27 protein-coding genes are annotated in these 23219 nt (G+C 63.7%); 15 read left to right on the top strand and 12 right to left on the bottom strand.

Translation table 11 applies throughout. The features are described 5' to 3' along the window. Positions 1 to 295 precede the first annotated feature (295 nt). The 5 genes from ACWKWX_RS14490 (at position 296) to ACWKWX_RS14470 (ending at position 5280) form a co-directional block, all read left to right on the top strand. On the top strand, positions 296 to 1414 hold the full coding sequence (locus ACWKWX_RS14490; protein ID WP_416422894.1) for a branched-chain amino acid ABC transporter substrate-binding protein: 1119 nt from the start codon (positions 296 to 298) through the stop codon (positions 1412 to 1414). A gap of 223 nt (positions 1415 to 1637) precedes the next feature. Next, entirely contained in the window at positions 1638 to 2561 is a 924-nt protein-coding gene (gene livH / locus ACWKWX_RS14485; protein ID WP_416422893.1) for a high-affinity branched-chain amino acid ABC transporter permease LivH, read from the top strand. Continuing rightward, positions 2558 to 3814 (top strand): high-affinity branched-chain amino acid ABC transporter permease LivM, encoded by a 1257-nt coding sequence (locus ACWKWX_RS14480; protein ID WP_416422892.1) that lies wholly within the window; start codon positions 2558 to 2560, stop codon positions 3812 to 3814. The genes livH and ACWKWX_RS14480 overlap by 4 nt, the downstream gene beginning before the upstream one ends. Beyond that, positions 3811 to 4578 carry a high-affinity branched-chain amino acid ABC transporter ATP-binding protein LivG gene (gene livG / locus ACWKWX_RS14475; protein ID WP_416422891.1) on the top strand — a complete coding sequence of 256 codons (768 nt, stop codon included), beginning with the start codon at positions 3811 to 3813 and terminating at the stop codon, positions 4576 to 4578. Before ACWKWX_RS14480 ends, livG begins: the two co-directional genes overlap by 4 nt. Beyond that, on the top strand, positions 4579 to 5280 hold the full coding sequence (locus tag ACWKWX_RS14470) for an ABC transporter ATP-binding protein (RefSeq protein ID WP_416422890.1): 702 nt from the start codon (positions 4579 to 4581) through the stop codon (positions 5278 to 5280). 115 nt (positions 5281 to 5395) lie between these two features. On the opposite strand, the gene ACWKWX_RS14465 is transcribed toward ACWKWX_RS14470, so the two are convergent. Continuing rightward, on the bottom strand, positions 5396 to 7237 hold the full coding sequence (locus ACWKWX_RS14465; RefSeq protein ID WP_416427549.1) for a potassium transporter Kup: 1842 nt from the start codon (positions 7235 to 7237) through the stop codon (positions 5396 to 5398). Between the two features lie 266 nt (positions 7238 to 7503). Here ACWKWX_RS14465 and rimO point away from each other — a divergent pair, with 266 nt between their 5' ends. From rimO to tsaA, 6 genes are all read left to right on the top strand, one after another. Beyond that, the gene (gene rimO / locus ACWKWX_RS14460) at positions 7504 to 8841 is read left to right on the top strand and encodes a 30S ribosomal protein S12 methylthiotransferase RimO (RefSeq protein ID WP_416422889.1); all 1338 of its coding nucleotides are present in this window, start codon (positions 7504 to 7506) and stop codon (positions 8839 to 8841) included. 188 nt (positions 8842 to 9029) lie between these two features. Further along, a complete protein-coding gene (locus tag ACWKWX_RS14455) occupies positions 9030 to 9497 on the top strand; it encodes a GNAT family N-acetyltransferase (RefSeq protein WP_416422888.1) in 468 nt (155 codons plus the stop codon). A 50-nt stretch (positions 9498 to 9547) separates the two neighbouring features. Continuing rightward, positions 9548 to 10258 (top strand): rRNA pseudouridine synthase, encoded by a 711-nt coding sequence (locus tag ACWKWX_RS14450; RefSeq protein ID WP_416422887.1) that lies wholly within the window; start codon positions 9548 to 9550, stop codon positions 10256 to 10258. A gap of 34 nt (positions 10259 to 10292) precedes the next feature. Next, positions 10293 to 10754 (top strand): YehS family protein, encoded by a 462-nt coding sequence (locus ACWKWX_RS14445; protein ID WP_416422886.1) that lies wholly within the window; start codon positions 10293 to 10295, stop codon positions 10752 to 10754. A gap of 108 nt (positions 10755 to 10862) precedes the next feature. Beyond that, on the top strand, positions 10863 to 11045 hold the full coding sequence (locus ACWKWX_RS14440) for a hypothetical protein (RefSeq protein WP_416422885.1): 183 nt from the start codon (positions 10863 to 10865) through the stop codon (positions 11043 to 11045). Positions 11046 to 11054: 9 nt separating this feature from the next. Continuing rightward, positions 11055 to 11747 (top strand): tRNA (N6-threonylcarbamoyladenosine(37)-N6)-methyltransferase TrmO, encoded by a 693-nt coding sequence (gene tsaA / locus ACWKWX_RS14435; RefSeq protein ID WP_483828148.1) that lies wholly within the window; start codon positions 11055 to 11057, stop codon positions 11745 to 11747. Positions 11748 to 11907: 160 nt separating this feature from the next. On the opposite strand, the gene fpr is transcribed toward tsaA, so the two are convergent. Further along, entirely contained in the window at positions 11908 to 12687 is a 780-nt protein-coding gene (gene fpr, locus ACWKWX_RS14430; protein WP_416422883.1) for a ferredoxin-NADP reductase, read from the bottom strand. A gap of 120 nt (positions 12688 to 12807) precedes the next feature. Here fpr and ACWKWX_RS14425 point away from each other — a divergent pair, with 120 nt between their 5' ends. Then, positions 12808 to 13734: a LysR family transcriptional regulator gene (locus tag ACWKWX_RS14425; RefSeq protein WP_416422882.1), complete on the top strand. Its 927-nt coding sequence runs from the start codon at positions 12808 to 12810 to the stop codon at positions 13732 to 13734. Positions 13735 to 13745: 11 nt separating this feature from the next. Here ACWKWX_RS14425 and ACWKWX_RS14420 read toward each other — a convergent pair whose 3' ends face one another. Both ACWKWX_RS14420 and erdR read right to left on the bottom strand, forming a co-directional pair. Continuing rightward, entirely contained in the window at positions 13746 to 14108 is a 363-nt protein-coding gene (locus tag ACWKWX_RS14420) for a diacylglycerol kinase (protein ID WP_416422881.1), read from the bottom strand. Positions 14109 to 14181: 73 nt separating this feature from the next. Further along, positions 14182 to 14832 carry a response regulator transcription factor ErdR gene (erdR, locus tag ACWKWX_RS14415; protein WP_416422880.1) on the bottom strand — a complete coding sequence of 217 codons (651 nt, stop codon included), beginning with the start codon at positions 14830 to 14832 and terminating at the stop codon, positions 14182 to 14184. A 226-nt stretch (positions 14833 to 15058) separates the two neighbouring features. On the opposite strand from erdR, the gene ACWKWX_RS14410 reads away from it, so the two are divergent. Continuing rightward, positions 15059 to 15988, top strand: a complete 930-nt coding sequence (locus ACWKWX_RS14410; protein ID WP_483828147.1) for a DMT family transporter — start codon at positions 15059 to 15061, stop codon at positions 15986 to 15988. Between the two features lie 64 nt (positions 15989 to 16052). Here ACWKWX_RS14410 and ACWKWX_RS14405 read toward each other — a convergent pair whose 3' ends face one another. Further along, positions 16053 to 16766, bottom strand: coding sequence for a tRNA-uridine aminocarboxypropyltransferase (locus ACWKWX_RS14405; RefSeq protein ID WP_416422878.1), 714 nt, complete (start codon positions 16764 to 16766; stop codon positions 16053 to 16055). A 172-nt stretch (positions 16767 to 16938) separates the two neighbouring features. Here ACWKWX_RS14405 and ACWKWX_RS14400 point away from each other — a divergent pair, with 172 nt between their 5' ends. Beyond that, positions 16939 to 17367 (top strand): PA3611 family quorum-sensing-regulated virulence factor, encoded by a 429-nt coding sequence (locus ACWKWX_RS14400; RefSeq protein WP_416422877.1) that lies wholly within the window; start codon positions 16939 to 16941, stop codon positions 17365 to 17367. On the opposite strand, the gene ACWKWX_RS14395 is transcribed toward ACWKWX_RS14400, so the two are convergent. Then, positions 17368 to 17562, bottom strand: coding sequence for a hypothetical protein (locus ACWKWX_RS14395; protein WP_416422876.1), 195 nt, complete (start codon positions 17560 to 17562; stop codon positions 17368 to 17370). A gap of 281 nt (positions 17563 to 17843) precedes the next feature. Here ACWKWX_RS14395 and ACWKWX_RS14390 point away from each other — a divergent pair, with 281 nt between their 5' ends. Continuing rightward, complete coding sequence (locus tag ACWKWX_RS14390) at positions 17844 to 18974, top strand: LOG family protein (RefSeq protein WP_483828146.1); 1131 nt, start codon at positions 17844 to 17846, stop codon at positions 18972 to 18974. Here the strand turns inward: ACWKWX_RS14390 and recX are convergent, their stop codons facing one another. From recX to ACWKWX_RS14360, 6 genes are all read right to left on the bottom strand, one after another. Then, complete coding sequence (recX, locus tag ACWKWX_RS14385; RefSeq protein WP_416422874.1) at positions 18975 to 19442, bottom strand: recombination regulator RecX; 468 nt, start codon at positions 19440 to 19442, stop codon at positions 18975 to 18977. A 7-nt stretch (positions 19443 to 19449) separates the two neighbouring features. Continuing rightward, positions 19450 to 20514, bottom strand: a complete 1065-nt coding sequence (recA, locus tag ACWKWX_RS14380) for a recombinase RecA (protein WP_416422873.1) — start codon at positions 20512 to 20514, stop codon at positions 19450 to 19452. 86 nt (positions 20515 to 20600) lie between these two features. Continuing rightward, positions 20601 to 21101 (bottom strand): CinA family protein, encoded by a 501-nt coding sequence (locus ACWKWX_RS14375; RefSeq protein WP_483828145.1) that lies wholly within the window; start codon positions 21099 to 21101, stop codon positions 20601 to 20603. A gap of 65 nt (positions 21102 to 21166) precedes the next feature. Next, entirely contained in the window at positions 21167 to 21505 is a 339-nt protein-coding gene (locus ACWKWX_RS14370) for a phage holin family protein (RefSeq protein WP_416422871.1), read from the bottom strand. Between the two features lie 110 nt (positions 21506 to 21615). Continuing rightward, positions 21616 to 22335, bottom strand: a complete 720-nt coding sequence (locus tag ACWKWX_RS14365) for a LexA family transcriptional regulator (RefSeq protein ID WP_483828144.1) — start codon at positions 22333 to 22335, stop codon at positions 21616 to 21618. Positions 22336 to 22719: 384 nt separating this feature from the next. Next, a complete protein-coding gene (locus ACWKWX_RS14360; RefSeq protein WP_483828143.1) occupies positions 22720 to 23217 on the bottom strand; it encodes a hypothetical protein in 498 nt (165 codons plus the stop codon). Between the last annotated feature and the right edge of the window lie 2 nt (positions 23218 to 23219).

Genomic DNA, 23219 nt, shown 5'->3' with positions numbered 1-23219 from the left:
TGATTGGCAAGTTCGGAAAAGCCAAGGATGACGACCTGCTGCACCGGTTGCGCCGCCGTAATTCTGTAACTTCCTGTCGATAAAGCGACACCCTGGCCATTTGCCCCCAGGCGCCAGCTTTTCAATGGAACAAGCGGCGCTCTACACTGTACCGGTACAGTTACCGGGGGCTGATCGGGGTGTCTGCCGTTCGCTCGGGCAGTCGTGGAAACACACGACACCCGTCTCGACATGACCCGGTCCTGCAGCTTTCGCCGCAAGACTATAAAAAATACAACAGTTAGAGTGGAGCATTATGACTAAGCAGATTTCCAAGCTGTTCGCCGCCATGGTCCTGGCGGGGGTTGCCAGCCATTCGTTCGCTGCCGACACCATCAAGATCGGCATCGCCGGTCCTAAAACCGGCCCGGTTACCCAATACGGCGACATGCAGTTCATGGGCGCCAAGATGGCCATCGAGCAGATCAACGCCAAGGGCGGCGTCGATGGCAAGAAGCTCGAGGCCGTCGAATACGATGACGCCTGCGACCCGAAACAAGCCGTGGCAGTGGCCAACAAAGTGGTCAACGATGGCGTCAAGTTCGTCGTCGGCCACCTGTGCTCCAGCTCTACCCAGCCTGCTTCGGACATCTACGAAGACGAAGGCGTGATCATGATCACCCCGGCGGCCACCAGCCCGGAAATCACCGCGCGCGGCTACAAGATGGTCTTCCGTACCATCGGCCTGGACAGCGCCCAGGGCCCTGCGGCCGGCAACTACATTGCCAAGTTCGTGAAGCCCAAGCTGGTTGCCGTCATCCACGACAAGCAGCAATACGGCGAAGGCATCGCCACCGCCGTGAAGGCCACCCTGGAGAAGGACGGCATCAAGGTGCCGGTGTTCGAAGGCATCAACGCCGGCGACAAGGACTTCTCGTCGCTGATTGCCAAGCTCAAGCAAGCCAACGTCGACTTCGTCTACTACGGCGGCTACCACCCCGAGCTGGGCCTGATCCTGCGCCAAGCCAAGGAAAAAGGCCTGAACGCCAAGTTCATGGGCCCTGAAGGCGTGGGCAACGACTCCATCTCGCAAATCGCCCAGGACGCTTCCGAAGGCCTGTACGTGACCCTGCCGAAATCCTTCGACCAGGACCCGGCCAACAAGGAACTGGCCGATGCCTTCAAGGCAGCCAAGAAGGACCCGAGCGGCCCGTTCGTGTTCCCGGCCTACTCGGCGGTTGAAGTCATCGCCGACGGCATCAAGGCTGCCGGTAGCGAAGACACCGCCAAGGTGGCCGCGGCCATCCACGCCGGCACCTTCAAGACGCCTACTGGCGACCTGAGCTTCGACGCCAAGGGCGACCTGAAGGACTTCAAGTTCGTGGTCTACCAATGGCACTTCGGCAAGCCGAAGACCGAAGTCAGCCCTCAGTAAACGCTGCCTGACACGCCACAAAGCCCACTGCGCGAGCAGTGGGCTTTGTTTTACGAGGTATCGGGCCGCCGTTCCGTGATCCGGAAGGCGGCCCACCTGAAAATCTCAAAACCGTCACCAGCGGTTCGCTGGCATAAAGCTTCGCATCCGTGCCCGGCCCTGTGCGCGAGCGGGAAAATGACTCCACCAGTGAAATGCGTATCAGGTTTTTAGGAGCGCGGTAATGCCTGACATCTATCACTTCTTCCAGCAGCTGGTTAACGGCATGACCGTTGGCAGCACCTATGCCCTCATCGCCATCGGCTACACGATGGTCTACGGCATCATTGGAATGATCAACTTCGCCCACGGCGAGGTCTACATGATCGGCTCGTACGTGGCGTTCATCGCCATCGCCGGCCTGGCCATGCTGGGCCTGGACAACGTGCCATTGCTGATGACCGCGGCGTTCTGCGCCAGCATCGTCGTCACCAGTGCCTATGGCTACAGCATCGAACGCATTGCCTACCGCCCCCTGCGCGGCAGCAACCGTCTGATCCCGCTGATCTCGGCCATCGGCATGTCGCTGTTCCTGCAGAACACGGTTCTGCTCTCGCAAGACTCCAAGGACAAATCGATACCCAACCTGATCCCGGGCAACATCAGCTTCGGGCCAGGGGGGGCACAGGAAGTGCTGGTCTCGTACATGCAGATCGTGGTGTTCGTGGTGACCCTGGTCGCCATGCTCGGGCTGACCCTGTTCATCTCCCGTTCCCGCCTGGGCCGCGCCTGCCGCGCCTGCGCCGAGGACATGAAGATGGCCAACCTGCTGGGCATCAACACCAACAACATCATCGCCCTGACCTTTGTCATCGGCGCGGCCCTGGCGGCCATCGCCGCGGTGCTGTTGAGCATGCAATACGGGGTGATCAACCCCAACGCCGGTTTCCTGGTGGGCCTGAAGGCCTTCACCGCGGCCGTGCTGGGCGGTATCGGCAGCATTCCGGGCGCCATGCTCGGCGGGCTGGTATTGGGTGTGGCCGAAGCCTTTGGCGCCGACGTGTTCGGCGACCAGTACAAGGACGTGGTGGCGTTCGGCCTTTTGGTTCTGGTGCTGTTGTTCCGGCCGACCGGCATTCTGGGCCGCCCGGAGGTTGAAAAAGTATGAACAAGACTCTTAACTCGGCGTTCTTCAGCGCCCTGCTGGTGTGGGCCGTGGCCTACCCGGTGCTGGGGCTGAAGCTGTCCATCGACGGCATCAAGCTGATCGTGGAAGGTGCCAGCACCACCACCCTGCTGATCATCGCCGCCTGCTCGGTGCTGATGTTCCTGCGGGTGCTGTTCAACGCGCAGATCAGCGCCGCCTGGCGCGCGTCGCCAAAAGTGCCGTCGATGCCAGCCGGTGCCAGCGACTTCCTGACCCAGCCCAAGACCCAGCGCTGGATCCTGCTGGGCCTGATCGTGGTGGCCTTCATCTGGCCGTTCTACGGTTCGCGCGGCGCGGTCGACCTGGCCACCCTGGTGCTGATCTACGTGATGCTGGGCCTGGGCCTGAACATCGTGGTGGGCCTTGCCGGCCTGCTGGACCTGGGCTACGTGGGTTTCTACGCGGTGGGTGCCTACACCTACGCCATGCTGTCGCACTACTATGGCTTCAGCTTCTGGGTGTGCCTGCCGCTGGCGGGCCTGGCGGCGGCCGTGTTCGGCTTCCTGCTGGGCTTCCCGGTGCTGCGCCTGCGCGGCGACTACCTGGCCATCGTGACCCTGGGCTTCGGTGAAATCATCCGCCTGTTCCTGCGCAACCTGACCGACCTCACCGGCGGCCCCAACGGCATCAGCAACATTCCCAAGCCGACCCTGTTCGGCCTGTCGTTCGACCGCACCGCCGCTGAAGGCGCGCAGACGTTCTACGACTACTTCGGCCTCGCCTACAACCCGGTGGGCAAGGTGATCTTCCTGTACCTGGTGGCATTGATGCTGGCCCTGGCCGCGCTGTTCATCATCAACCGCCTGCTGCGCATGCCCATCGGCCGTGCCTGGGAAGCGCTGCGCGAAGACGAGATCGCCTGCCGCGCGCTGGGCCTGAACCCCACCATCATCAAGCTCTCGGCCTTCACCCTGGGCGCCTGCTTCGCCGGTTTCGCCGGCAGCTTCTTTGCCGCGCGCCAAGGCCTGGTGACCCCCGAGTCGTTCACCTTCATCGAGTCGGCCATGATCCTGGCCATCGTGGTACTGGGCGGCATGGGCTCGCAGCTGGGCGTGATCCTGGCGGCGATCGTGGTGATCCTGTTGCCGGAAGTGACGCGCGAGTTCGCTGACTACCGCATGTTGATGTTCGGCGCCATGATGGTGCTGATGATGATCTGGCGTCCCCAAGGACTGTTGCCGATGCAGCGCCCCCACATGGAGCTGCGAAAATGACGCAGAACATTCTTGAAGTAAGTGGCCTGAGCATGCGTTTCGGCGGCCTGCTGGCCGTCAACGGCGTGGGCCTGAGCGTGAAGGAAAAGCAGGTGGTTGCCCTGATCGGCCCCAACGGCGCCGGCAAGACCACCGTGTTCAACTGCCTGACCGGCTTCTACACGCCCACCGGCGGCACCATCCTGCTGGACGGCGCGCCCATCCAGGGCATGCCCGGCCACCAGATCGCCCGCAAGGGCGTGGTGCGGACGTTCCAGAACGTGCGGCTGTTCAAGGACATGACCGCCGTGGAAAACCTGCTGATCGCCCAGCACCGGCACCTGAACACCAACTTCCTCTCGGGCCTGTTCAAGACCCCCGCGTTCCGCCGCAGCGAGCGCGAGGCCATGGAGTACGCCGAGTTCTGGCTGGAGAAGGTCAACCTCAAGGAATTCGCCAACCGCCCCGCCGGCACCCTCGCCTACGGCCAGCAACGGCGCCTGGAGATCGCCCGCTGCATGATGACGCGCCCGCGCATCCTCATGCTCGACGAGCCGGCCGCCGGCCTCAACCCGCGCGAGACCGACGACCTCAAGGCGCTGATCGCCACCCTGCGCCAGGAGCACAACGCCACGGTGCTACTGATCGAGCACGACATGAAGCTGGTCATGAGCATTTCCGACCACATCGTGGTGATCAACCAGGGCACGCCCCTGGCCGACGGCACGCCGGAGCAGATCCGCGACAATCCTGAAGTGATCAAAGCCTATCTGGGGGAAGCGTAAATGCTGCTGTTCGAAAACGTTTCCACGTTCTACGGCAAGATCCAGGCGCTGCACAGCGTCAACGTCGAGGTAAAACAGGGTGAGATCGTCACCCTGATCGGCGCCAACGGCGCCGGCAAGTCGACCCTGCTGATGACCCTGTGCGGCTCGCCCCGCGCCCACTCCGGCAGCATCCGCTACCTGGGCGAGGAACTGGTGGGCCAGGAGTCCTCGGACATCATGCGCAAGAGCATTGCCGTGGTGCCCGAGGGCCGCCGGGTGTTCGCCCGCCTGACCGTGGAGGAGAACCTGGCCATGGGCGGTTTCTTCACCGACAAGGGCGACTACCAGGCACAGATGGACAAGGTGCTGGAGCTGTTCCCGCGGCTCAAGGAGCGTTTCAACCAGCGCGGCGGCACCATGTCGGGCGGCGAGCAGCAGATGCTGGCCATCGGCCGGGCGCTGATGAGCAAGCCCAAGCTGCTGCTGCTCGACGAGCCGTCGCTGGGGTTGGCGCCGATCATCATCCAGCAGATCTTCGACATCATCGAACAGCTGCGCAAGGATGGCGTGACGGTGTTCCTGGTGGAGCAGAACGCCAACCAGGCGCTGAAGATCGCCGACCGTGCCTACGTGCTGGAGAACGGCCGGGTGGTGATGCAGGGCACGGGTGAAGCCCTGCTGACCGACCCGAAGGTACGCGAGGCGTACCTGGGCGGTTAACCGCCCTTTTTGACCACAGACCTGTGGGAGCTGGCTTGCCAGCGAGCTGTTGAGGCCCTGAAAAGCTCGCTGGCAAGCCAGCTCCCACAAAGACAGCGCTGCTACAAGGTTTTGGTTACATCTCGACCTGGGTTCCCAGTTCGATCACGCGATTCACCGGCAGCTTGAAGAAACGCAGGTTGCCGTTGGCGTTCTTCAACATGAACGCGAACAACCCCTCGCGCCAACGCGCCATGCCCACCAGCTTGGACGGGATCACCGTCTCGCGGCTGAGGAAGTAGGTGGTGCGCATCGGGCTGAAATCCAGGTCTTCCAGGTGGCACAGCTTCAGCGCGCCCGGCACATCTGGCTCGTCCATGAAGCCGTAATGCAGGATCACCCGGAAGAAGCCTTCGCCGTAGGATTCCACCTCGAAACGGCGGTTGGCCGGCACCCGCGGGTCATCTTCGTTGACCACCGTCAGCAACACTACCTGCTCGTGCAGCACCTGGTTGTGCAGCATGTTGTGCAACAGCGCATGGGGCACGGCGTCGGAGCGCGCGGTGAGGAACACTGCGGTGCCCTGCACGCGGTGCGGCGGTTGCACGCGAATGCTGCTGATGAAGATCGGCAATGGCAGCGCGCCCTCGTCGATGCGGTCCACCAGCAGCTGCTTGCCGCGCTTCCAGGTGGTCATCAGGATGAACAGCGCGCTACCGGCCAGCACCGGGAAGGCACCGCCCTGGACGATTTTCGGCACGTTGGCGGCGAAGAACATGCCGTCCACCAGCAGGCAGATGCTCATTACCGGCACCGCGAAGAACGGCGGCCACTTCCACATCAATAGCATCACCGCCGACACCAGCAGCGTGGTCATCAGCATGGTGCCGGTCACGGCCACGCCGTAGGCCGAAGCCAGCGCACCGGACGACTCGAAGCCCAGCACCAGCAGGATCACCCCGCACATCAGCGTCCAGTTCACTGCGCCAATGTAGATCTGGCCCTGCTCGTCGCTGGAAGTGTGCTGGATGTGCATGCGTGGGATGTAGCCCAGTTGGATAGCCTGCTGGGTCAGCGAGAACGCACCGGAAATCACCGCCTGGGAGGCGATGACCGTGGCCACGGTGGACAGGCCGATCAGCGGCAGCAGCGCCCAGTTCGGCGCCAGCAGGTAGAACGGGTTGCGCGCCGCCTCGGGGTCGGCAAGGATCAGCGCGCCCTGGCCGAAGTAGTTCAGCACCAGCGCCGGCAGCACCAGGATGAACCAGGCGCGGGCGATCGGCTTGCGGCCGAAGTGGCCCATGTCGGCGTACAGCGCCTCGGCACCGGTCAGCGCCAGCACCACGGCGCCCAGCACCGCTACCGAAATACCGAAATGACTGATGAAGAAGCGCACCCCCCACATGGGGTTGATGGCTTCCAGTACCTCGGGCTGCTGGGAGATGCCGTAGATGCCGAGCACGCCCAGCACCAGGAACCAGGTCACCATCACCGGCCCGAACAGCTTGCCGATGCGCGCGGTGCCGTGGCGCTGGATCAGGAACAGCCCCACCAGCACGATCAGCGCCAGTGGCACGACCCAGTGGCTGATGCCATCGAACGCCAGTTCCAGGCCCTCCACCGCCGACAGTACCGAGACTGCCGGGGTGATCATGCTGTCGCCGTAGAACAACGCCGCGCCGATCAACCCGCACACCACCAGCATGGCGCTCAAGCGTGGGTAACCGGCGGAGGCGCGCCGTGCCAGGGCAGTCAGGGCCATGATGCCGCCCTCGCCCTGGTTGTCGGCACGCAGCACGAACAGCATGTACTTGATGGACACGACCCAGATCAACGACCAGAAGATCAGCGACAGAATGCCCAAAACGCCATCATGGTTGCTGGGAATACCATAGCCACCGGAGAACACCTCCTTGAGGGTATACAACGGGCTGGTACCGATATCGCCGTAGACTACCCCGACGGCGGCCACCAGCATCGCGAGCGGCTTTGCCGCCGAATGACCGGCTTGCGCCTGACTACTTGCCTGAACCATCAACCACTCCTACAACCTTGGACTTTGGGTGTTTCAAAATACTTCGAGACTCAACGCGGCGAAGCATAGCGCAGCACTCGTCGTATTTCCCTGCATAAAGCTGGTCAAGTGGCTTTCTCGTCGCTAGAATTGCGCACTTTTTGATCAGAGGCGCGTAAAGTGCCCGTCAGGGTTGCCTATGGCAGCTCTAATTAACACCGAGGTTAGTCATGTCCACCACTCCCGCGCCGTCCGCCCCCAAGGTTGGCTTCGTCTCCCTGGGCTGCCCAAAAGCCCTGGTCGACTCCGAACGCATCCTGACCCAGCTGCGCATGGAAGGTTATGAAGTCGTACCGACCTACCAGGACGCCGACGTCGTGGTCGTCAACACCTGTGGCTTCATCGACAGCGCCAAGGCCGAGTCCCTGGAAGTGATCGGCGAAGCCCTGGCCGAAAACGGCAAGGTCATCGTCACCGGCTGCATGGGCGTGGAAGAAGGCGCCATCCGCAACGTGCACCCCAGCGTGCTGTCGGTCACCGGCCCTCAGCAGTACGAACAGGTGGTGAACGCGGTCCACGAAGTGGTGCCACCGCGCCAGGACCACAACCCGCTGATCGACCTGGTGCCGCCGCAAGGCATCAAGCTGACCCCGCGCCACTACGCCTACCTGAAGATTTCCGAAGGCTGCAACCACAGCTGCAGCTTCTGCATCATCCCGTCCATGCGCGGCAAGCTGGTCAGCCGCCCGGTGGGTGACGTGCTGAGCGAGGCCGAGCGCCTGGTCAAGGCCGGCGTCAAGGAACTGCTGGTGATTTCCCAGGACACCAGCGCCTACGGCGTCGACGTGAAGTACAAGACCGACTTCTGGAACGGCCGCCCGGTGAAGACGCGCATGCTGGAGCTGTGCGAGGCACTGAGCAGCCTGGGCGTGTGGGTGCGCCTGCACTACGTGTACCCGTACCCGAACGTCGACGACGTGATCCCGCTGATGGCCGCCGGCAAGCTGCTGCCGTACCTGGACATCCCGTTCCAGCACGCCAGCCCCAAAGTGCTGAAGCTGATGAAGCGCCCGGCCTTCGAAGACAAGACCCTGGCGCGCATCAAGAAATGGCGCGAGCAGTGCCCGGACCTGATCATCCGCTCCACCTTCATCGTCGGCTTCCCTGGCGAGACCGAGGAAGACTTCCAGTACCTGCTGGACTGGCTGACCGAAGCGCAACTGGACCGCGTTGGCTGCTTCCAGTACTCGCCGGTCGAAGGCGCCCCGGCCAACGACCTGGACGCCGAGATTGTGCCTGACGACGTCAAGCAGGACCGCTGGGACCGCTTCATGGCCCACCAGCAGGCCATCAGCGCCGCGCGCCTGCAGATGAAGATCGGCAAGGACATCGAAGTGCTGATCGACGAAGTGGACGAACAGGGCGCCGTGGGCCGCTGCTTCTTCGACGCGCCGGAAATCGACGGCAGCGTGTTCATCGAAGGCGCCGAAGGCCTGAGCCCGGGCGACAAGGTCATGTGCCGCGTGGTGGATGCCGACGAGTACGACCTGTGGGCCGAGCGCATCTAAGCGCCCTGCTCCCCTGAAAAAACCTGCCCCAGCGGCAGGTTTTTTTATGCTTTATTTAATGCCAGCAACCTGTAGCCGCTGCCGCCAGGCTGCGCTGGCCCTGAGCCACACTGAAGATCTCCAGCGCACTCAAGGCCCAGCGCAGCCTGGCGGCAGCGGCTACAGTAAAGGTTCAAGGAGAGACCGATATGGGCAAACATCTGCTGGTGCATACCCCCAAGGCCAACGACTACGCCGAGCTGACCCGGGTCTGGGAAGCCTCGGTGCGCGCCACGCATCACTTCCTGCCGGACAGCTACATCACCCTGCTGGGCGAACTGGTGTACAAGCACTACCTGGACGCGGTGATGCTGATCTGCTGCCGCGACGAACGCCAGCGCATCACCGGTTTCGCCGGGGTGGCAGCGGGCAAGGTGGAGATGCTGTTCATCCACCCCGACCACCGCGGCCAGGGCATCGGCAAGCGCCTGCTGCACTTTGCCATCGACCACCTCAACGCCGACCAGCTGGACGTCAACGAACAGAACGAGCAAGCGTTCGGTTTCTACATGAAGCAAGGCTTCGAAGTGGTGGGCCGCTCCGAGGTCGACGGCATGGGCCAACCCTACCCGTTGCTGCACCTGCGCCGGGTGCAGCGACAATCTGCGCGGGCTTAACCGGGCCGGGGCGAGTACACTAGCGGCCTTCTCTTGTTACGGCTCTTGTCATGTCTGATCCCATTCGCCTCTCCAAACGCCTCATCGAACTGGTCGGGTGCTCCCGCCGCGAGGCCGAACTGTTTATCGAAGGGGGCTGGGTGACGGTAGACGGCGAAGTCGTCGACGAGCCGCAGTTCAAGGTGGCCGACCAGGTCGTGGCCCTGAGCGCCGACGCCAAGGCCGAACAGCCCGAGCCGGTGACCCTGCTGCTGCACCAGGAAGCCGGCCAGTCCCTGGACGACGCCCAGGCCAGCCTCGGCGCCGCCAGCCTGTCGGCCGACCACAGCTTCAGCAAGCGCCCGCTCAAGGGCCACTTCCTGCGCCTGACCTGCGGCGCCGAGCTGCAGCCCAACGCCAGCGGCCTGCAGGTCTTCACCCAGGATTGGAAAATCCTGCGCAAGCTGACCGCCGACGCGGCCAAGATCGAGCAGGAATACGTGGTGGAGGTCAGCGGGCAGATGTCCGAGCACGGCCTCAACCGCCTCACCCACGGCGCCACCTACAAGGGCAAGCCGCTGCCGGCCGTGAAAGCCAGCTGGCAGAACGAGACCCGCCTGCGCATCGCCATGAAGAACCCGCAGCCGGGCATCATCGCCCAGCTGTGCGCCAGCGTCGGCCTCACCGTGGTGGGCATGCGCCGCATCCGCGTGGGCGGCGTGTCGCTGGGCAAGGTGCCCGCGGGGCAATGGCGCTACCTGGCCGGCAACGAAAAGTTCTGATTCTTCTTTTTTCGCAACACTCGGGATTCACACCATGATTCACAATGACGTACTGCGCAGCGTGCGCTACATGCTCGACATCAGCGACGCGAAAGTGGTCGACATCATCAAGCTGTCCGGCATGGACGTGGCCAAGGCCGATGTCATCAGCTACCTGAAGAAGGACGAGGAAGAGGGCTTCGTGCACTGCCCCGACCTGGTCATGGCCCATTTCCTCGACGGCCTGGTGTTCTTCAAGCGCGGCAAGGACGACAGCCGCCCGGCCCAGCCGATCGAGACGCCGGTGACCAACAACATCATCCTGAAGAAACTTCGCGTGGCTTTCGAACTCAAAGAGGACGACATGCACGCCGTGCTCAAGGCCGCCGATTTCCCGGTGTCCAAGCCTGAACTGAGCGCGCTGTTCCGCAAGGTCGGCCATAACAACTACCGCCCGTGCGGTGACCAGCTGCTGCGCAACTTCCTCAAGGGCCTGACCCTGAAAGTGCGCGGCTGAGTCATCAACCCCTCTATTGATTGTCGCTGTGGGAGCTGGCTTGCCAGCGAGTTGTTGGGCCTCAAAAGCTCGCTGGCAAGCCAGCTCCCACATTTCCAGGAGTTCGACATGTTCACGCGTCTATTGCTTATCGCTGCAGTGGCGTTTCCGTTGCTTGCTTCTGCCGGCCAGGCCCCCTGGTACAAATGGCAGAGCATCACCCAGAACGGCGCCATGGTCTGCTCGCAAACCAACCCCGGTGCTGGCTGGCAGCGCATGTCCGGCCCCTACGACAACGCCGGTTGCCGTTGAACCCTGCCCATGACCTATAGCGTTTCGCCGATCGGCTTCGTCCGTTCGTGCTTCAAGGAAAAATTTGCCATCCCCCGCCAGCCGCAACTGGCACCCGCCGCCCGGGGGGTGCTGGAGCTGGTCGCGCCGTTTGACCAGGGTGAGGCGGTGCAGGGCCTGGAACAGGTGAGCCACGTGTGGCTGCTGTTCCTGTTTCACCAGGCGCTGGAAGACAAGCCACGCCTGAAGGTGCGGCCGCCGCGCCTGGGCGGCAACAAGTCCATGGGCGTGTTCGCCACCCGCGCCACCCACCGGCCCAACGGCATCGGCCAGTCGGTGGTGCGCCTGGACAAGGTGGAGGCCGGCAAGCTGTGGTTGTCGGGCATCGATCTGCTGGACGGCACCCCGGTGCTGGACATCAAGCCCTACGTGCCCTACGCCGACAGCCTGCCCCACGCCCGCAACGACATGGCTGGCGAAGCGCCAGCGGCGATTGCCGTGACCTGGGCGGATAGTGCCCTGGTTCAGGCGCACGCGCACGCCACGCGCCTTGCAGAGCCCCTGGTGGCGCTGATCGAGCAATGCCTGGCCCAGGACCCGCGCCCGGCGTACCAGGTGCCGGCGCCCGAACGTGAATACGGGGTGCGGTTCTGGGACGTGGAGGTGCGCTGGCACTATCCGGCGCTGGATACCATCCGAGTTCTGGAAGTGGTAACCGCGTAGCCGCTGCCGCCAGGCTGCGCTGGCCTTGATGGCCGCTGGAGATCTTCGGTGAGGCACAGGGCCAGCGCAGCCTGCGGCAGCGGCTACGGGTGCATGGCGCGTTGAAATGACGGGCATAAAAAAACCGCCCCTCGGGGCGGTTTTTTTATTGAGCGAGGGCTTACTTCTCGACGAAGGCGCGCTCGATCAGGTAGTCACCCGGCTCGCGCATGCGCGGCGATACGGTCAGGCCGAAGCTGTTCAACACTTCGCTGGTCTCGTCGAGCATGCTCGGGCTGCCGCACAGCATGGCGCGGTCGTCCTGCGGGTTGATCGGCGGCAGGCCGATGTCGCGGAACAGCTTGCCGCTGCGCATCAGGTCGGTCAGGCGGCCTTCGTTCTCGAACGGCTCGCGCGTCACGGTTGGGTAGTAGATCAGCTTCTCGCGCAGGGCTTCGCCGAAGAACTCGTTCTGTGGCAGGTGCTCGGTGATGAACTCGCGGTAGGCGACTTCGTTCACGTAGCGCACGCCGTGGCACAGGATGACCTTGTCGAAACGCTCGTAGGTTTCCGGGTCCTGGATCACGCTCATGAACGGCGCCAGGCCAGTGCCGGTGCTCAGCAGGTACAGGTGCTTGCCGGGCTTGAGGTCATCGAGTACCAGCGTGCCGGTGGGCTTCTTGCTGATGATGATCTCGTCGCCTTCCTTCAGGTGCTGCAGCTGGGAAGTCAGCGGGCCGTCCGGCACCTTGATGCTGAAGAATTCCAGGTGCTCTTCCCAGTTCGGGCTGGCGATGGAGTACGCGCGCATCAGCGGGCGGCCGTTGGGCTGCTGCAGGCCGATCATCACGAACTGACCGTTCTCAAAGCGCAGGCCCGGGTCGCGGGTGCACTTGAAGCTGAACAGGGTGTCATTCCAGTGATGGACACTGAGTACACGTTCGTGGTTCATGTTGCTCATGTACGGGGGCTCCTCAGAAAACGCGTGCGCCGAACGAGAGCGCGATTGCGCGATATTCTAACGGCAGCGACAATATCTGTTAATTGAATTATCAAGATATGGGTTATCGGTTATATAGATATGCGATTTACTCTACGCCAGCTCCAGGTTTTCGTCGCTGTGGCCCAGCAGGAAAGTGTTTCCCGCGCCGCCAGCCTGCTGGCGTTGTCGCAATCGGCCGCCAGCACCTCCATCACCGAACTGGAGCGCCAGTCCAGCTGCCAGCTGTTCGACCGCGCCGGCAAGCGCCTGAGCCTCAATGCCCTGGGCCATCAGCTGCTGCCCCAGGCGGTGGCCCTGCTCGACCAGGCCAAGGAAATCGAAGACCTGCTCAACGGCAAGTCCGGCTTCGGCTCCCTGGCCGTGGGCGCCACCCTGACCATCGGCAACTACCTGGCCACCCTGTTGATCGGCAGCTTCATGCAGGTGCATCCGGAAAGCCAGGTGAAGCTGCACGTGCAGAACACCGCCAACATCGTGCACCAGGTGGCGCACTATGAAATTGACCTGGGGCTGATCGAAGGCGACTGCAACCACCCGGATATCGAAGTGCAGCCCTGGGTGGCCGACGAACTGGTGGTGTTCTGCGCCCCGCGCCACCCGCTGGCGGCGGTGGGCAAGGCAACCCTGGACGAGCTGACCCGCGAGGCGTGGATTCTGCGCGAACAAGGCTCAGGCACGCGCCTGACCTTCGACCAGGCCATGCGCCATCACCGCTCCATGCTCAACGTGCGCCTGGAGCTGGAACACACCGAGGCCATCAAGCGCGCGGTGGAGTCGGGGCTGGGCATCGGCTGCATCTCGCGCCTGGCCCTGCGCGACGCGTTTCGCCGGGGCAGCCTGGTGCCGGTGGAAACCCCGGACCTGGACCTGACCCGGGAATTCTTCTTCATCTGGCACAAACAGAAGTACCAGACCCAGGCCATGCGCGAGTTCCTCGAACTGTGCCGGGCCTTCACCGCCGGGGTGGCGCGCAGCGACGAGATCGTGCTGCCGGCCATCCCCTGAGCAGCGCCGGGTCAGAGCAGGATCACGCCCCACACCAGGGCGATCATGCACAACACCACGAATTGCGCGGCGCTGCCCATGTCCTTGGCGTTCTTGGACAGCGGGTGGCGGTCCAGGGAAATGCGGTCGATAGCGGCCTCGACGGCCGAGTTGAACAGCTCCACGATCAGCGCCAGCAGGCACACGGCGATCAGCACGGCCCGCTCCACGCGGCTCACGTGCAGCAGGAAGGCCAGCGGAATCAGCACCACGTTGAGCAGCACCAGCTGGCGGAAGGCGGCTTCGCCGACGAAAGCGGCGCGCAGGCCGTCCAGGGAATAGCCGGTGGCGTTGAAGATGCGTTTCAGGCCGGTCTGGCCTTTATATGGAGACATGAAGGGTCAACTGTTACAAAGAAAAAGGGAAGCTAATGCAGCATTTGTCAAAAAAGTGTGAAGGCAAAGTGCCTTACGACGACGAAATTGACTCAAGTTGTTGCAGCAGCAGCGCGGCCTGGGTGCGGGTGCGTACCCCCAGTTTACGGAAGATTGCCGTGACGTGGGCCTTGATGGTGGCCTCCGACACGCTCAGTTCATAAGCGATCTGCTTGTTCAGCAAGCCCTCGCAGACCATGGTCAGCACGCGGAACTGCTGCGGCGTCAGGCTGGCAAGGCCTTCGCTGGCGGCCTTGGCCTCGGCCGAGACGCTGACCGCCTCGAACGCCTGGGGCGGCCACCAGACGTCGCCATCCAGCACGTTGCGCACCGCTTCCTGGATCACTTCCAGGGGGCTGGACTTGGGGATGAAGCCGCTGGCGCCGAATTCGCGCGCGCGCACCACCACCGCCGCCTCTTCCTGGGCGGACACCATCACCACCGGCACCTGCGGGTATTGCCCGCGCAGCAGCACCAGGCCCGAGAAGCCATAGGCCCCCGGCATGTTCAAATCCAGCAGCACCAGGTCCCAGTCGGCCTTGGCGGTGAGCTGCGCTTCCAGCTCGGCAATGCTTGCCACTTCCACCAGGCGGGTGTCAGGCCCCAGCCCCAGGGTCACGGCCTGGCGCAAGGCGCCACGAAAAAGGGGGTGGTCATCGGCTATCAGGATGTCGTATGTGGCCATCGATCTAATGATCCTGTTCTGTGCAGGCACGCAAGGAGTCGGTGCCTGCCGAGGCGACTCGAGCTTTATTTTAACGCCAACTCACGGTCAGGGTTGGCGATTGCGGCAGTTCAGGCGCCCGGGTCGGCGCCAAGGATGCCGACGCCTGACAGGGTGGTCAAGTTCGGTGGTTTGCGGCTAAAGTCGCAGCCCGTTTTTCGCCACCCTTCACAACAAGAGAATACCCATGCGTCGCCAAGCCTTGCGTGCTGACCTGCTGATGTTATTGACCGCCATGATCTGGGGCAGCGGCTTCGTCGCCCAGACCGCCGGCATGCAGCACATCGGGCCCTTCCTTTATTCCGGGCTGCGCTTCGCCCTGGGTTCGCTGTGCCTGCTGCCCCTGGTGCTGGGCCGCGGCAACTCCAGCCAGCCGCCGCGTGAACCGTTCATGACCCGCGGCCTGTGGCTGGGTGGCGTGCTGATGGGCCTGGCGCTGGCGCTGGGCATCAACCTGCAGCAGGTGGGCCTGCTGTTCACCAGCGTCACCAACTCCGGCTTCATCACCGGCCTCTACGTCATTGTAGTGCCTGTGCTGGGCATGCTGATGGGCCACAAGACCGGCATGGGCACCTGGCTGGGCGCGGGCCTGGCAGTGCTGGGGATGTTCCTGCTGAGCGTGGGCGACAACTTCCACGTGTCGTCCGGCGACTGGCTGCAGCTGGCCGGCGCCTTCGTGTGGGGTGGCCACGTGGTGCTGGTGGGCGTGTTCGCCAGCCGGCATGACCCGATTCGCCTGGCGTTCCTGCAATTTGCCACCTGCTCGGTGGTGAGCCTGGTGCTGGCGTTGGTGATGGAGCCGATCGCCCTGGACGCGATCATCGCCGCCGGCCCGGCCTTGCTGTACGGCGGCATCGTCGCCGTGGGCATCGGCTACACCCTGCAGGTGGTGGCGCAGAAGGACGCCATCGCTTCCCACGCGGCGATCATCCTGTCGCTGGAAGCGGTGTTCGCCGCCATCGCCGGGGCGTGGCTGCTGGGTGAGTCGCTGCAGATGCGCGGCTACCTGGGCTGCGGGCTGATGCTGGCGGGGATGTTGATTGCGCAGCTGTGGCCGCAAAAGCACTCTACCCCCGTAGCCGCTGCCGCAGGCTGCGCTGGCCCCGAGCCACGCTGAAGATTTACAGCGTACCGTCAGGCCAGCGCAGCCTGGCGGCAGCGGCTACGCAGAATGCATCGTTTCAGGAAACCAGGGCCTGCAGGCGAACATGGACCTCGTCCTGTTCGTCCAGCGGCAACTGGAACTTGGCCGCCAGGTAGTGACCGGTGAACACGTCCAGCCAGGCGTCGAGCACACTGGCCGCCTGCTGGTCGCCGGCCAGTTCCAGGCACAGCGCCGCCACTTCCGCAGTGCAGAAATGATCGTCGCGCTTGGAGCGCCGCAGCTTGTAGCGTGACAGCTGGTCGCTGGCCAGGCTCAGCACCGGGAAACGTTCCAGGTACGGGCTCTTGCGGAACATCTTGCGGGCTTCGGTCCAGGTTGCGTCCAGCAGGATAAACAGCGGGCGCTTGCCTGGGGTGGCGGCCACCTGTGTCACCACCCGCTCCGGGGCCACGAACTCGCCCGGGAAGACGATATAGGGCTGCCACTGCGGATCGTCCAGCAGCGCCAGCAGCTGTTCGTCCACGTCGGTACGCGACCAGGTGAAGGCCTGGGTATCAGGCAGGATATCGGCGATCAGCCAGCCGGTGTTCGACGGCTTCAGCGGCTCGACGTCGTGCATCAGCAGGCACACCGCGCCATGGGCCTCGACCGTCGGGCGGAATTTGCACAAGCAGTAATCGAAGATTACCCGGCAGCCTGGGCAACGCGGCGCGCGCGAACCACGGGCGGTGAACGGCTGGAGGCAACGGGCCAGGCGTTCGGAACGCAGGCGGGAAACGGCGTGGGACATGGGGCTACAGCACTCGCGGGCAACGACTGGCAACGGCCGCCAGCCTGAACGAGCGTGAGTTTATCAGAGCTTTGACTGCCGGACCGTCGGGTTTGCCCCTATAATCGGCGGCTTTATGAACGCACAGTCCGGTTGCTGGTCCAACGGCCAGTCACCGAATCAGGAGAGTTTCATGCTGCGCTTTATCGCCCCCCTTACCCTCTTGCTGGCCCTGCCCCTGGCGTCCCAGGCCGCATCGTTGCAGGAGTTCGAGCTGGGCAAGCTGCTTCAGCAGGTCGCCGAGCAGAGCAACGCCGGCACCCCGCGCGAAATCAACGAGAACATCCTGGACCAGGGTTACACGGTTGAAGGCAGCGAGCTGGTCGACCACCTGAGCGTCCAGCAGGGCGAGGCCGCCAACATGCGCGCCAACCCTGAAGCGGTGCGCGTGCAACTGGGCCGTAGCGTGTGCAGCAACAAAGGCTTTCGCAACCTGATGAACAAGGGCGCCGCCCTGCGCTACGAGTTCACCGAGAACCACACCAACCTGGCCGTTACCACCCAGCGCTACACCGCGGAGCACTGCGCGATGCTGGATAACAAGGGCGGCAAGAAGAAGTAATCAGCCGATGCGTTCGCGGCGTTGCGCGTCATCGGCGCGCAGCTCCGCCACCAGTGCCTGCATGTAGCGCGAGCGCCGCTGGGCGCCGTCCAGCCGCCGCAGGCATTCCTCCTCAAGCGTGACGTTATTGGCCTGGGCCGCCCGGTTCAGCAGCACCAATAACTCGTTGTCCACTTCCAGGCTGATTCGCTTCATCCTGCCTCCGTGCGCCATTGTCCTTCGACGACATTATTTTGCCATCTCTGTTTAACCAGTAAATCAGAGCTTTCGGCCTATTGGATCCGTCCAGACGAGCGGTCATCGCCGGCGCATAAGGCGCATCTGCCCGCCAGCAGCTAGATTTACATCAATGCCCCTCGTGGGCTGACTGCAATGTCCATGGCGTAGCCTGGACGGCCAGCGACACAAGCCGTGTCGCGGCCCGGCCGAACTGCTCGGCGCGGGCCAAAGGTTCATATGCAGAAGGAGATGGTTGAATGCCTTACGAACCGAATGATTTCCTGTCCAGCCACTTCAACAGCAATGGCCTGGACCTCACCCGCCAGGTGGAAGCCCAGCTCAGCCTGATAGCCCCCAACAGCCCGAACCTGGCCCTGTACCGCGACATGATGCTGACCGTGCTGCGCATGGCCCAGGACGACCGCAACCGCTGGAACGCCAAGATCACCCTGCAGGCCCTGCGCGAGCTGGAACATGCCTTCCGGGTGCTGGAACAATTCAAGGGCCGCCGCAAGGTCACCGTCTTCGGCTCGGCGCGCACGCCGCAGGAACACCCCCTGTACGGCCTGGCCCGTGAGCTGGGTGCAGCGCTGGCGCAAAACGACCTGATGGTGATCACCGGCGCCGGCGGCGGCATCATGGCCGCTGCCCACGAGGGCGCGGGCCTGGCCCACAGCCTGGGTTTCAATATCACCCTGCCCTTCGAGCAACATGCCAACGCCACCATGGAAGGCAGCGAGCAACTGCTGCCCTTCCACTTCTTCTTCATCCGCAAGCTGTTCTTCGTCAAGGAGGCTGACGCACTGGTGCTCTGCCCAGGCGGCTTCGGCACGCTGGACGAGGCCTTGGAGGTGCTGACCCTGATCCAGACCGGCAAGAGCCCACTGGTGCCGGTGGTGCTGATCGACGCCCCGGGCGGCAGCTTCTGGCAGGACTGCCTGGACTTCATCGCCAAGCAGCTGCGCGACAACCACTACATCCTGCCCACCGACCTCAAGCTGATGCGCCTGGTGTACAACACCGAAGAAGCCGTGGCGGAGATCAACCAGTTCTACGCCAACTTCCACTCCAGCCGCTGGCTGAAGCACCTGTTCGTGATTCGCCTGCGCCATGCCTTGAGCGACGACGCGCTGGCCCAGGTGCGGCAGCGGTTCGCCGACCTGTGCCTGAGCGACACCTTCCACCAGCATGGCTATGACGGCGAGACCTTCGAAGAGCCGCAGTTCAGCCACCTGACGCGCCTGGCGTTCACCTTCAACGGCCGCGACAACGGCCGCCTGCGAGAGCTGGTGGACTATCTCAACCTGCCGGAGAACTGGGCCGCGGAAGCCGCCAGCCCGCCAGCGAGCGCCGGCGCCCGCCCGCGGAAAAACGCCAAGGTAACCTGATCAGTCGTCCAGGCCACGGCCGCTGAGCAGGCGGCCGATGAGGTCCATGGGGTAGCCCCGGTAGGCCAGGAAGCGCGTTTGCTGGGCGCGGCTGCGCGGGTCGACAGGCAGTTGCCCGGCGAACTTGCGCTGCCAGACCTCGGTCAACTGCGCTGCCCAATCGAACCCGCTTTCACGCAGCGCCTGCTCGACGTCCGCGCGTTGCAGGCCACGCTGGCCCAGCTCTTCGCGAATGCGCGCAGGCCCGTAGCCGGAGCGGGCCCGGTAGTTGATGAAGGCTTCGAGGTAACGGGACTCGGACAGCAGGCCCTCTTCCGTCAGACGGTCGAGTTCCTGTTCGATCAATTCGGGAGGAGCGCCACGCTGACGCAGCTTGCGCGTCAGCTCGACCCGACCGTGCTCGCGTCGCGCGAGCAGGTCCATTGCAGCCCGTCGCACCGCGACGGGGGTATCCAGGATGACAGCCATGACGTGATTAGAAATCGACGTCGGCGTCTACCATTTCGTCTTCGGCATCCGCTTCTACCACGGGTGCTTTCTTGGCATCGACACCGCCGGTCAGCAGCTTGTCGCGGATCTGCTTCTCGAGGGCCGCACCGATTTCCGGGTTATCCGCCAGGAACTTGGCCGAGTTGGCCTTGCCCTGACCGATCTTGCTGCCCTGGTAGCTGTACCAGGCGCCGGCTTTTTCCAGCAGGCCATTGGCCACGCCCAGGTCGATGATCTCGCCGTTGAGGTAGATACCCTTGCCGTAGAGAATCTGGAACTCGGCCTGACGGAACGGCGGAGCCACCTTGTTCTTGACGATCTTGACGCGGGTTTCGCTGCCGACCACTTCGTCGCCTTCCTTCACCGCGCCGGTACGGCGGATGTCCAGGCGCACCGAGGCGTAGAACTTCAGCGCGTTACCACCGGTGGTGGTCTCCGGGCTGCCGAACATAACGCCGATCTTCATGCGGATCTGGTTGATGAAGATGACCAGGCAGTTGGCGTTCTTGATGTTACCGGTGATCTTGCGCAGCGCCTGGGACATCAGGCGAGCCTGCAGGCCCACGTGCATGTCGCCCATCTCGCCTTCGATCTCGGCCTTGGGTACCAGGGCGGCCACGGAGTCGACGATGATCACGTCAACGGCGTTGGAACGCACCAGCATGTCGGTAATTTCCAGGGCCTGCTCGCCGGTGTCCGGCTGCGAGACCAGCAGGTCGTCGACGTTCACGCCCAGCTTGCCGGCGTACTCAGGGTCCAGCGCGTGCTCGGCGTCGACGAAGGCGCAGGTGGCGCCCATCTTTTGTGCCTGGGCGATCACGGACAGGGTCAGGGTGGTCTTACCCGACGACTCAGGACCGTAGATCTCGACGATACGGCCTTTTGGCAGGCCGCCAATGCCCAGGGCGATGTCCAGGCCCAGGGAGCCGGTGGAGATAGCCGGGATGGCCTGGCGGTCGTGGTCGCCCATACGCATTACGGCCCCCTTGCCGAATTGACGTTCGATCTGACCCAGGGCCGCAGCCAAGGCTTTCTTCTTGTTGTCGTCCATTAAAGTCCTCTCTAAAAATCAATAAGGCCGGAAGGCCGGATAACTGTATAAGTAGCCAGTATTATTCCACAGGGAGCCGGGCACGCCTACCCCCGTGTTGAGATTTCTCCTGCTACAAGACGTATCAGCCCCTCTAGCGCGGCCTTTACCGTTTGTCGGCGGACCTCATCGCGGTCGCCGGCGAACAACTGGCGCTCGGCAAGCACCCGCCCATCCACCGCCCAGGCCAGCCACACGGTGCCCACCGGCTTGCCCGGCGTGCCGCCGTCCGGCCCCGCAATGCCACTGACCGCCACGGCGAACCGCGCCCCGCTGCGGGCCTGGGCGCCCAGGGCCATGGCCTCGACCACCTCGCGGCTGACCGCGCCGACAGTGGCGAACAAGGGCTCGGGCACGCCCAGCTGAGCGGTCTTCTGGGCGTTGGAATAGGTGATGTAGCCAGCCTCGAACCACGCCGAGCTGCCGGGGACGCGAGTGATGGCCTCGCCGATGCCGCCGCCGGTGCAGGATTCGGCGGTGGTGGCCTGGGCCCCCAGGGCCTTCAGCCCTTCGCCCAGCGACTGCGACAGTTGAGTGATCAGGTCCATCGGGTGCTCCATGGCAAGGGAAATTGCCCGCTACCGTACACCAAGCGGCGCAAGGCTCGACAGCCTCACAACCGCTTGCGCCGCGAAACCGCGCCCAACCCCAGGCGCTTCACCAGCCAGCGCTCATAGAAGCTGACCGCCACATCGGCACCCGCCATTGCCGTCATGCAGCCAACCGCGGTGGCCGACCACAGCGACAACCCTGCCCCGTACAGCAGCATGGTGCCCGTAAGCCCGCAGACCATGCAGGCGCCGGAACGCATCAGTACCCGGCGCAGCAGGCGCCAACCATGAGTGCCTTCCTTGTCGGCGCGCCACAGCTCGCCAGTGACGCCGCCGAGCAGGGCCAGCAGCATCACCAGCCAGAGTGGCACCTGGTGCAACAACGCTTGATCCATTTGCATATCCGCCCCTCCTGGTGAAGACCTTCAACAGAAGACTATGCACTGATGCATATTAAATCAATGCATAAATGCATTTTTATGACCGACGTGAAAAGCACGGGCATCGAGGGTCAGCGGGCGTACATGCCCCACCAGAACACGTGGCCGAGGATGGTGATCTGTTCGTCCTGCATCTGCGCGAAGCTATAGTCTTCGTCGGGATGCTCTTCACGGTTGAAGCTGCGCAGACGGATGCCGGTAGGCAAGCGGTACAGCTGCTTCACCCGCAACTGGCCGTTGTGGTTGATGGCGTAGAGGTCGCCATCGACGATATCGCCGATGCCACGCTTGCCCGAGTTCACCCCCACCGTGGCGCCGTCGCGCAACACCGGCAGCATGCTGTTGCCACGCACGGTCACGCACTTGGCCTGGTCGAACTGCACGCCATTGTGGCGCAGGCTGCGCTTGCCGAAGCGCAGGCTGGCGCGTTCGCTTTCCTCGATGACAAAGCGGCCCGAGCCGGCGGCCAGTTCCACCTCGCGCAGGAAGGGAATGGACACCTCGTCGTCCTCCACGGGCGTGTCGTCGTCCCACAGGCTGATGTCGCGCAGCTCGGCATGGCCGCCCCCTGCCGCCGGCAGGCTGGCGCGCCCCCGCAGCTGGTCGGTGCTGACGCGGAAATAGTCCGCCAGCTTGGCGATGTGCTTGTCGGCGGGGTCGACGATCTTGCCGCCCAGGATGCGCGACAGGGTGGACTGTGGCACGCCGGTACGCCGGTGCAGCTCCGTGGCGGAGAGACCTTCGCGGGTGAGCAGTTCCTTGAGGACGGTGGCTACGGTACGTGTGTGCATGCAATGCATAGTGCTACCCCCTTGTGCATTTTGCAATGCTGGCGGGCATTTCCCACATATAGAAGCAACGCACAGGCGGCAAGCCGCGAAAAATCCCTGTAGTATTCGCCGCTTGCCTTTTGACACACCCGCCACTGCGAGCCAAGTTTCTGCATGAGTGATCTTTCCAGCCACACCCCCATGATGCAGCAGTATCATTGAAACTCGGCTACAGGCCACGTCACCCGTGGCCTATGCATTCACGCTGTCTAAAATGCATAGGGTATTTAGGAGTATCTAGGGCCAACAAATACGCTATTTGATGTGGTTGTTTTAGACGAGATTTTTTGGTGCTTATGCATGGACGCGGGGATGCATAGACAGCACACCCCCGCGCACATCGCGTCAGGTGACGGCCTGCTGGAATGCGGAGATGATCGAGGACCTGGCCGCCGCGCCGGCCGCTGGCGTGGCGACCTGGCGGCGAACTGCGTACCACCAGCCCACCGGCAAGAAAGCCTTCATAGGCAGGCGCAGGGTGTTTGCCATGCCGATGGTCAGGGCGATGCCGGTCAACGACTGGCCCGCCTCATCCAGCGCCACGCCCGAGGTGCCCGCCTCCACCCCGGCCTTGTCAGGGCCAATCCGCAGTTCAAGAGTGTCGGTCTGGGTACCGGCCACGGTGATGGTCTGGCTGATCAGCACGTTTACGGTGAGCAGCGTGGCCCGCGTCGGGTCAGCTGCCTGGTAGGCCGTGCCCATCACCGGCGTCATTGCCGATGGCGCGGCGAAGACGTTACCCATATCGGTCTGGATTTGCTGGACCTGGGTTTGGATATTCTGGGTCAGCCCCAGCAGCTGCTTGATCAGCCGCAGGCCGGTGTTGGGATCGCGCATCGTCATGG

This window comes from Pseudomonas imperatae (genome assembly GCF_057128625.1).
This window is presented reverse-complemented; position numbering and strand designations above follow the sequence as displayed.

Excerpts from the sequence above, each read along its gene's own strand:
- ACWKWX_RS14470 (WP_416422890.1), top strand. The coding sequence starts at position 4,579 with ATGCTGCTGTTCGAAAACGTTTCCACGTTCTACGGCAAGATCCAGGCG.
- ACWKWX_RS14400 (WP_416422877.1), top strand. The coding sequence starts at position 16,939 with ATGCTGCGCTTTATCGCCCCCCTTACCCTCTTGCTGGCCCTGCCCCTG.
- livH (WP_416422893.1), top strand. The coding sequence starts at position 1,638 with ATGCCTGACATCTATCACTTCTTCCAGCAGCTGGTTAACGGCATGACC.
- ACWKWX_RS14365 (WP_483828144.1), bottom strand. The coding sequence starts at position 22,335 with ATGCACACACGTACCGTAGCCACCGTCCTCAAGGAACTGCTCACCCGC.
- ACWKWX_RS14410 (WP_483828147.1), top strand. The coding sequence starts at position 15,059 with ATGCGTCGCCAAGCCTTGCGTGCTGACCTGCTGATGTTATTGACCGCC.
- ACWKWX_RS14490 (WP_416422894.1), top strand. The coding sequence starts at position 296 with ATGACTAAGCAGATTTCCAAGCTGTTCGCCGCCATGGTCCTGGCGGGG.
- ACWKWX_RS14390 (WP_483828146.1), top strand. The coding sequence starts at position 17,844 with ATGCCTTACGAACCGAATGATTTCCTGTCCAGCCACTTCAACAGCAAT.
- ACWKWX_RS14480 (WP_416422892.1), top strand. The coding sequence starts at position 2,558 with ATGAACAAGACTCTTAACTCGGCGTTCTTCAGCGCCCTGCTGGTGTGG.
- ACWKWX_RS14425 (WP_416422882.1), top strand. The coding sequence starts at position 12,808 with ATGCGATTTACTCTACGCCAGCTCCAGGTTTTCGTCGCTGTGGCCCAG.
- tsaA (WP_483828148.1), top strand. The coding sequence starts at position 11,055 with ATGACCTATAGCGTTTCGCCGATCGGCTTCGTCCGTTCGTGCTTCAAG.
- rimO (WP_416422889.1), top strand. The coding sequence starts at position 7,504 with ATGTCCACCACTCCCGCGCCGTCCGCCCCCAAGGTTGGCTTCGTCTCC.
- ACWKWX_RS14445 (WP_416422886.1), top strand. The coding sequence starts at position 10,293 with ATGATTCACAATGACGTACTGCGCAGCGTGCGCTACATGCTCGACATC.
- ACWKWX_RS14440 (WP_416422885.1), top strand. The coding sequence starts at position 10,863 with ATGTTCACGCGTCTATTGCTTATCGCTGCAGTGGCGTTTCCGTTGCTT.
- ACWKWX_RS14360 (WP_483828143.1), bottom strand. The coding sequence starts at position 23,217 with ATGACGATGCGCGATCCCAACACCGGCCTGCGGCTGATCAAGCAGCTG.
- recX (WP_416422874.1), bottom strand. The coding sequence starts at position 19,442 with ATGGCTGTCATCCTGGATACCCCCGTCGCGGTGCGACGGGCTGCAATG.
- fpr (WP_416422883.1), bottom strand. The coding sequence starts at position 12,687 with ATGAGCAACATGAACCACGAACGTGTACTCAGTGTCCATCACTGGAAT.
- erdR (WP_416422880.1), bottom strand. The coding sequence starts at position 14,832 with ATGGCCACATACGACATCCTGATAGCCGATGACCACCCCCTTTTTCGT.
- ACWKWX_RS14450 (WP_416422887.1), top strand. The coding sequence starts at position 9,548 with ATGTCTGATCCCATTCGCCTCTCCAAACGCCTCATCGAACTGGTCGGG.
- ACWKWX_RS14370 (WP_416422871.1), bottom strand. The coding sequence starts at position 21,505 with ATGCAAATGGATCAAGCGTTGTTGCACCAGGTGCCACTCTGGCTGGTG.
- ACWKWX_RS14420 (WP_416422881.1), bottom strand. The coding sequence starts at position 14,108 with ATGTCTCCATATAAAGGCCAGACCGGCCTGAAACGCATCTTCAACGCC.
- ACWKWX_RS14405 (WP_416422878.1), bottom strand. The coding sequence starts at position 16,766 with ATGTCCCACGCCGTTTCCCGCCTGCGTTCCGAACGCCTGGCCCGTTGC.
- ACWKWX_RS14375 (WP_483828145.1), bottom strand. The coding sequence starts at position 21,101 with ATGGACCTGATCACTCAACTGTCGCAGTCGCTGGGCGAAGGGCTGAAG.
- ACWKWX_RS14455 (WP_416422888.1), top strand. The coding sequence starts at position 9,030 with ATGGGCAAACATCTGCTGGTGCATACCCCCAAGGCCAACGACTACGCC.
- ACWKWX_RS14395 (WP_416422876.1), bottom strand. The coding sequence starts at position 17,562 with ATGAAGCGAATCAGCCTGGAAGTGGACAACGAGTTATTGGTGCTGCTG.
- recA (WP_416422873.1), bottom strand. The coding sequence starts at position 20,514 with ATGGACGACAACAAGAAGAAAGCCTTGGCTGCGGCCCTGGGTCAGATC.
- ACWKWX_RS14465 (WP_416427549.1), bottom strand. The coding sequence starts at position 7,237 with ATGCTGGTGGCCGCCGTCGGGGTAGTCTACGGCGATATCGGTACCAGC.
- livG (WP_416422891.1), top strand. The coding sequence starts at position 3,811 with ATGACGCAGAACATTCTTGAAGTAAGTGGCCTGAGCATGCGTTTCGGC.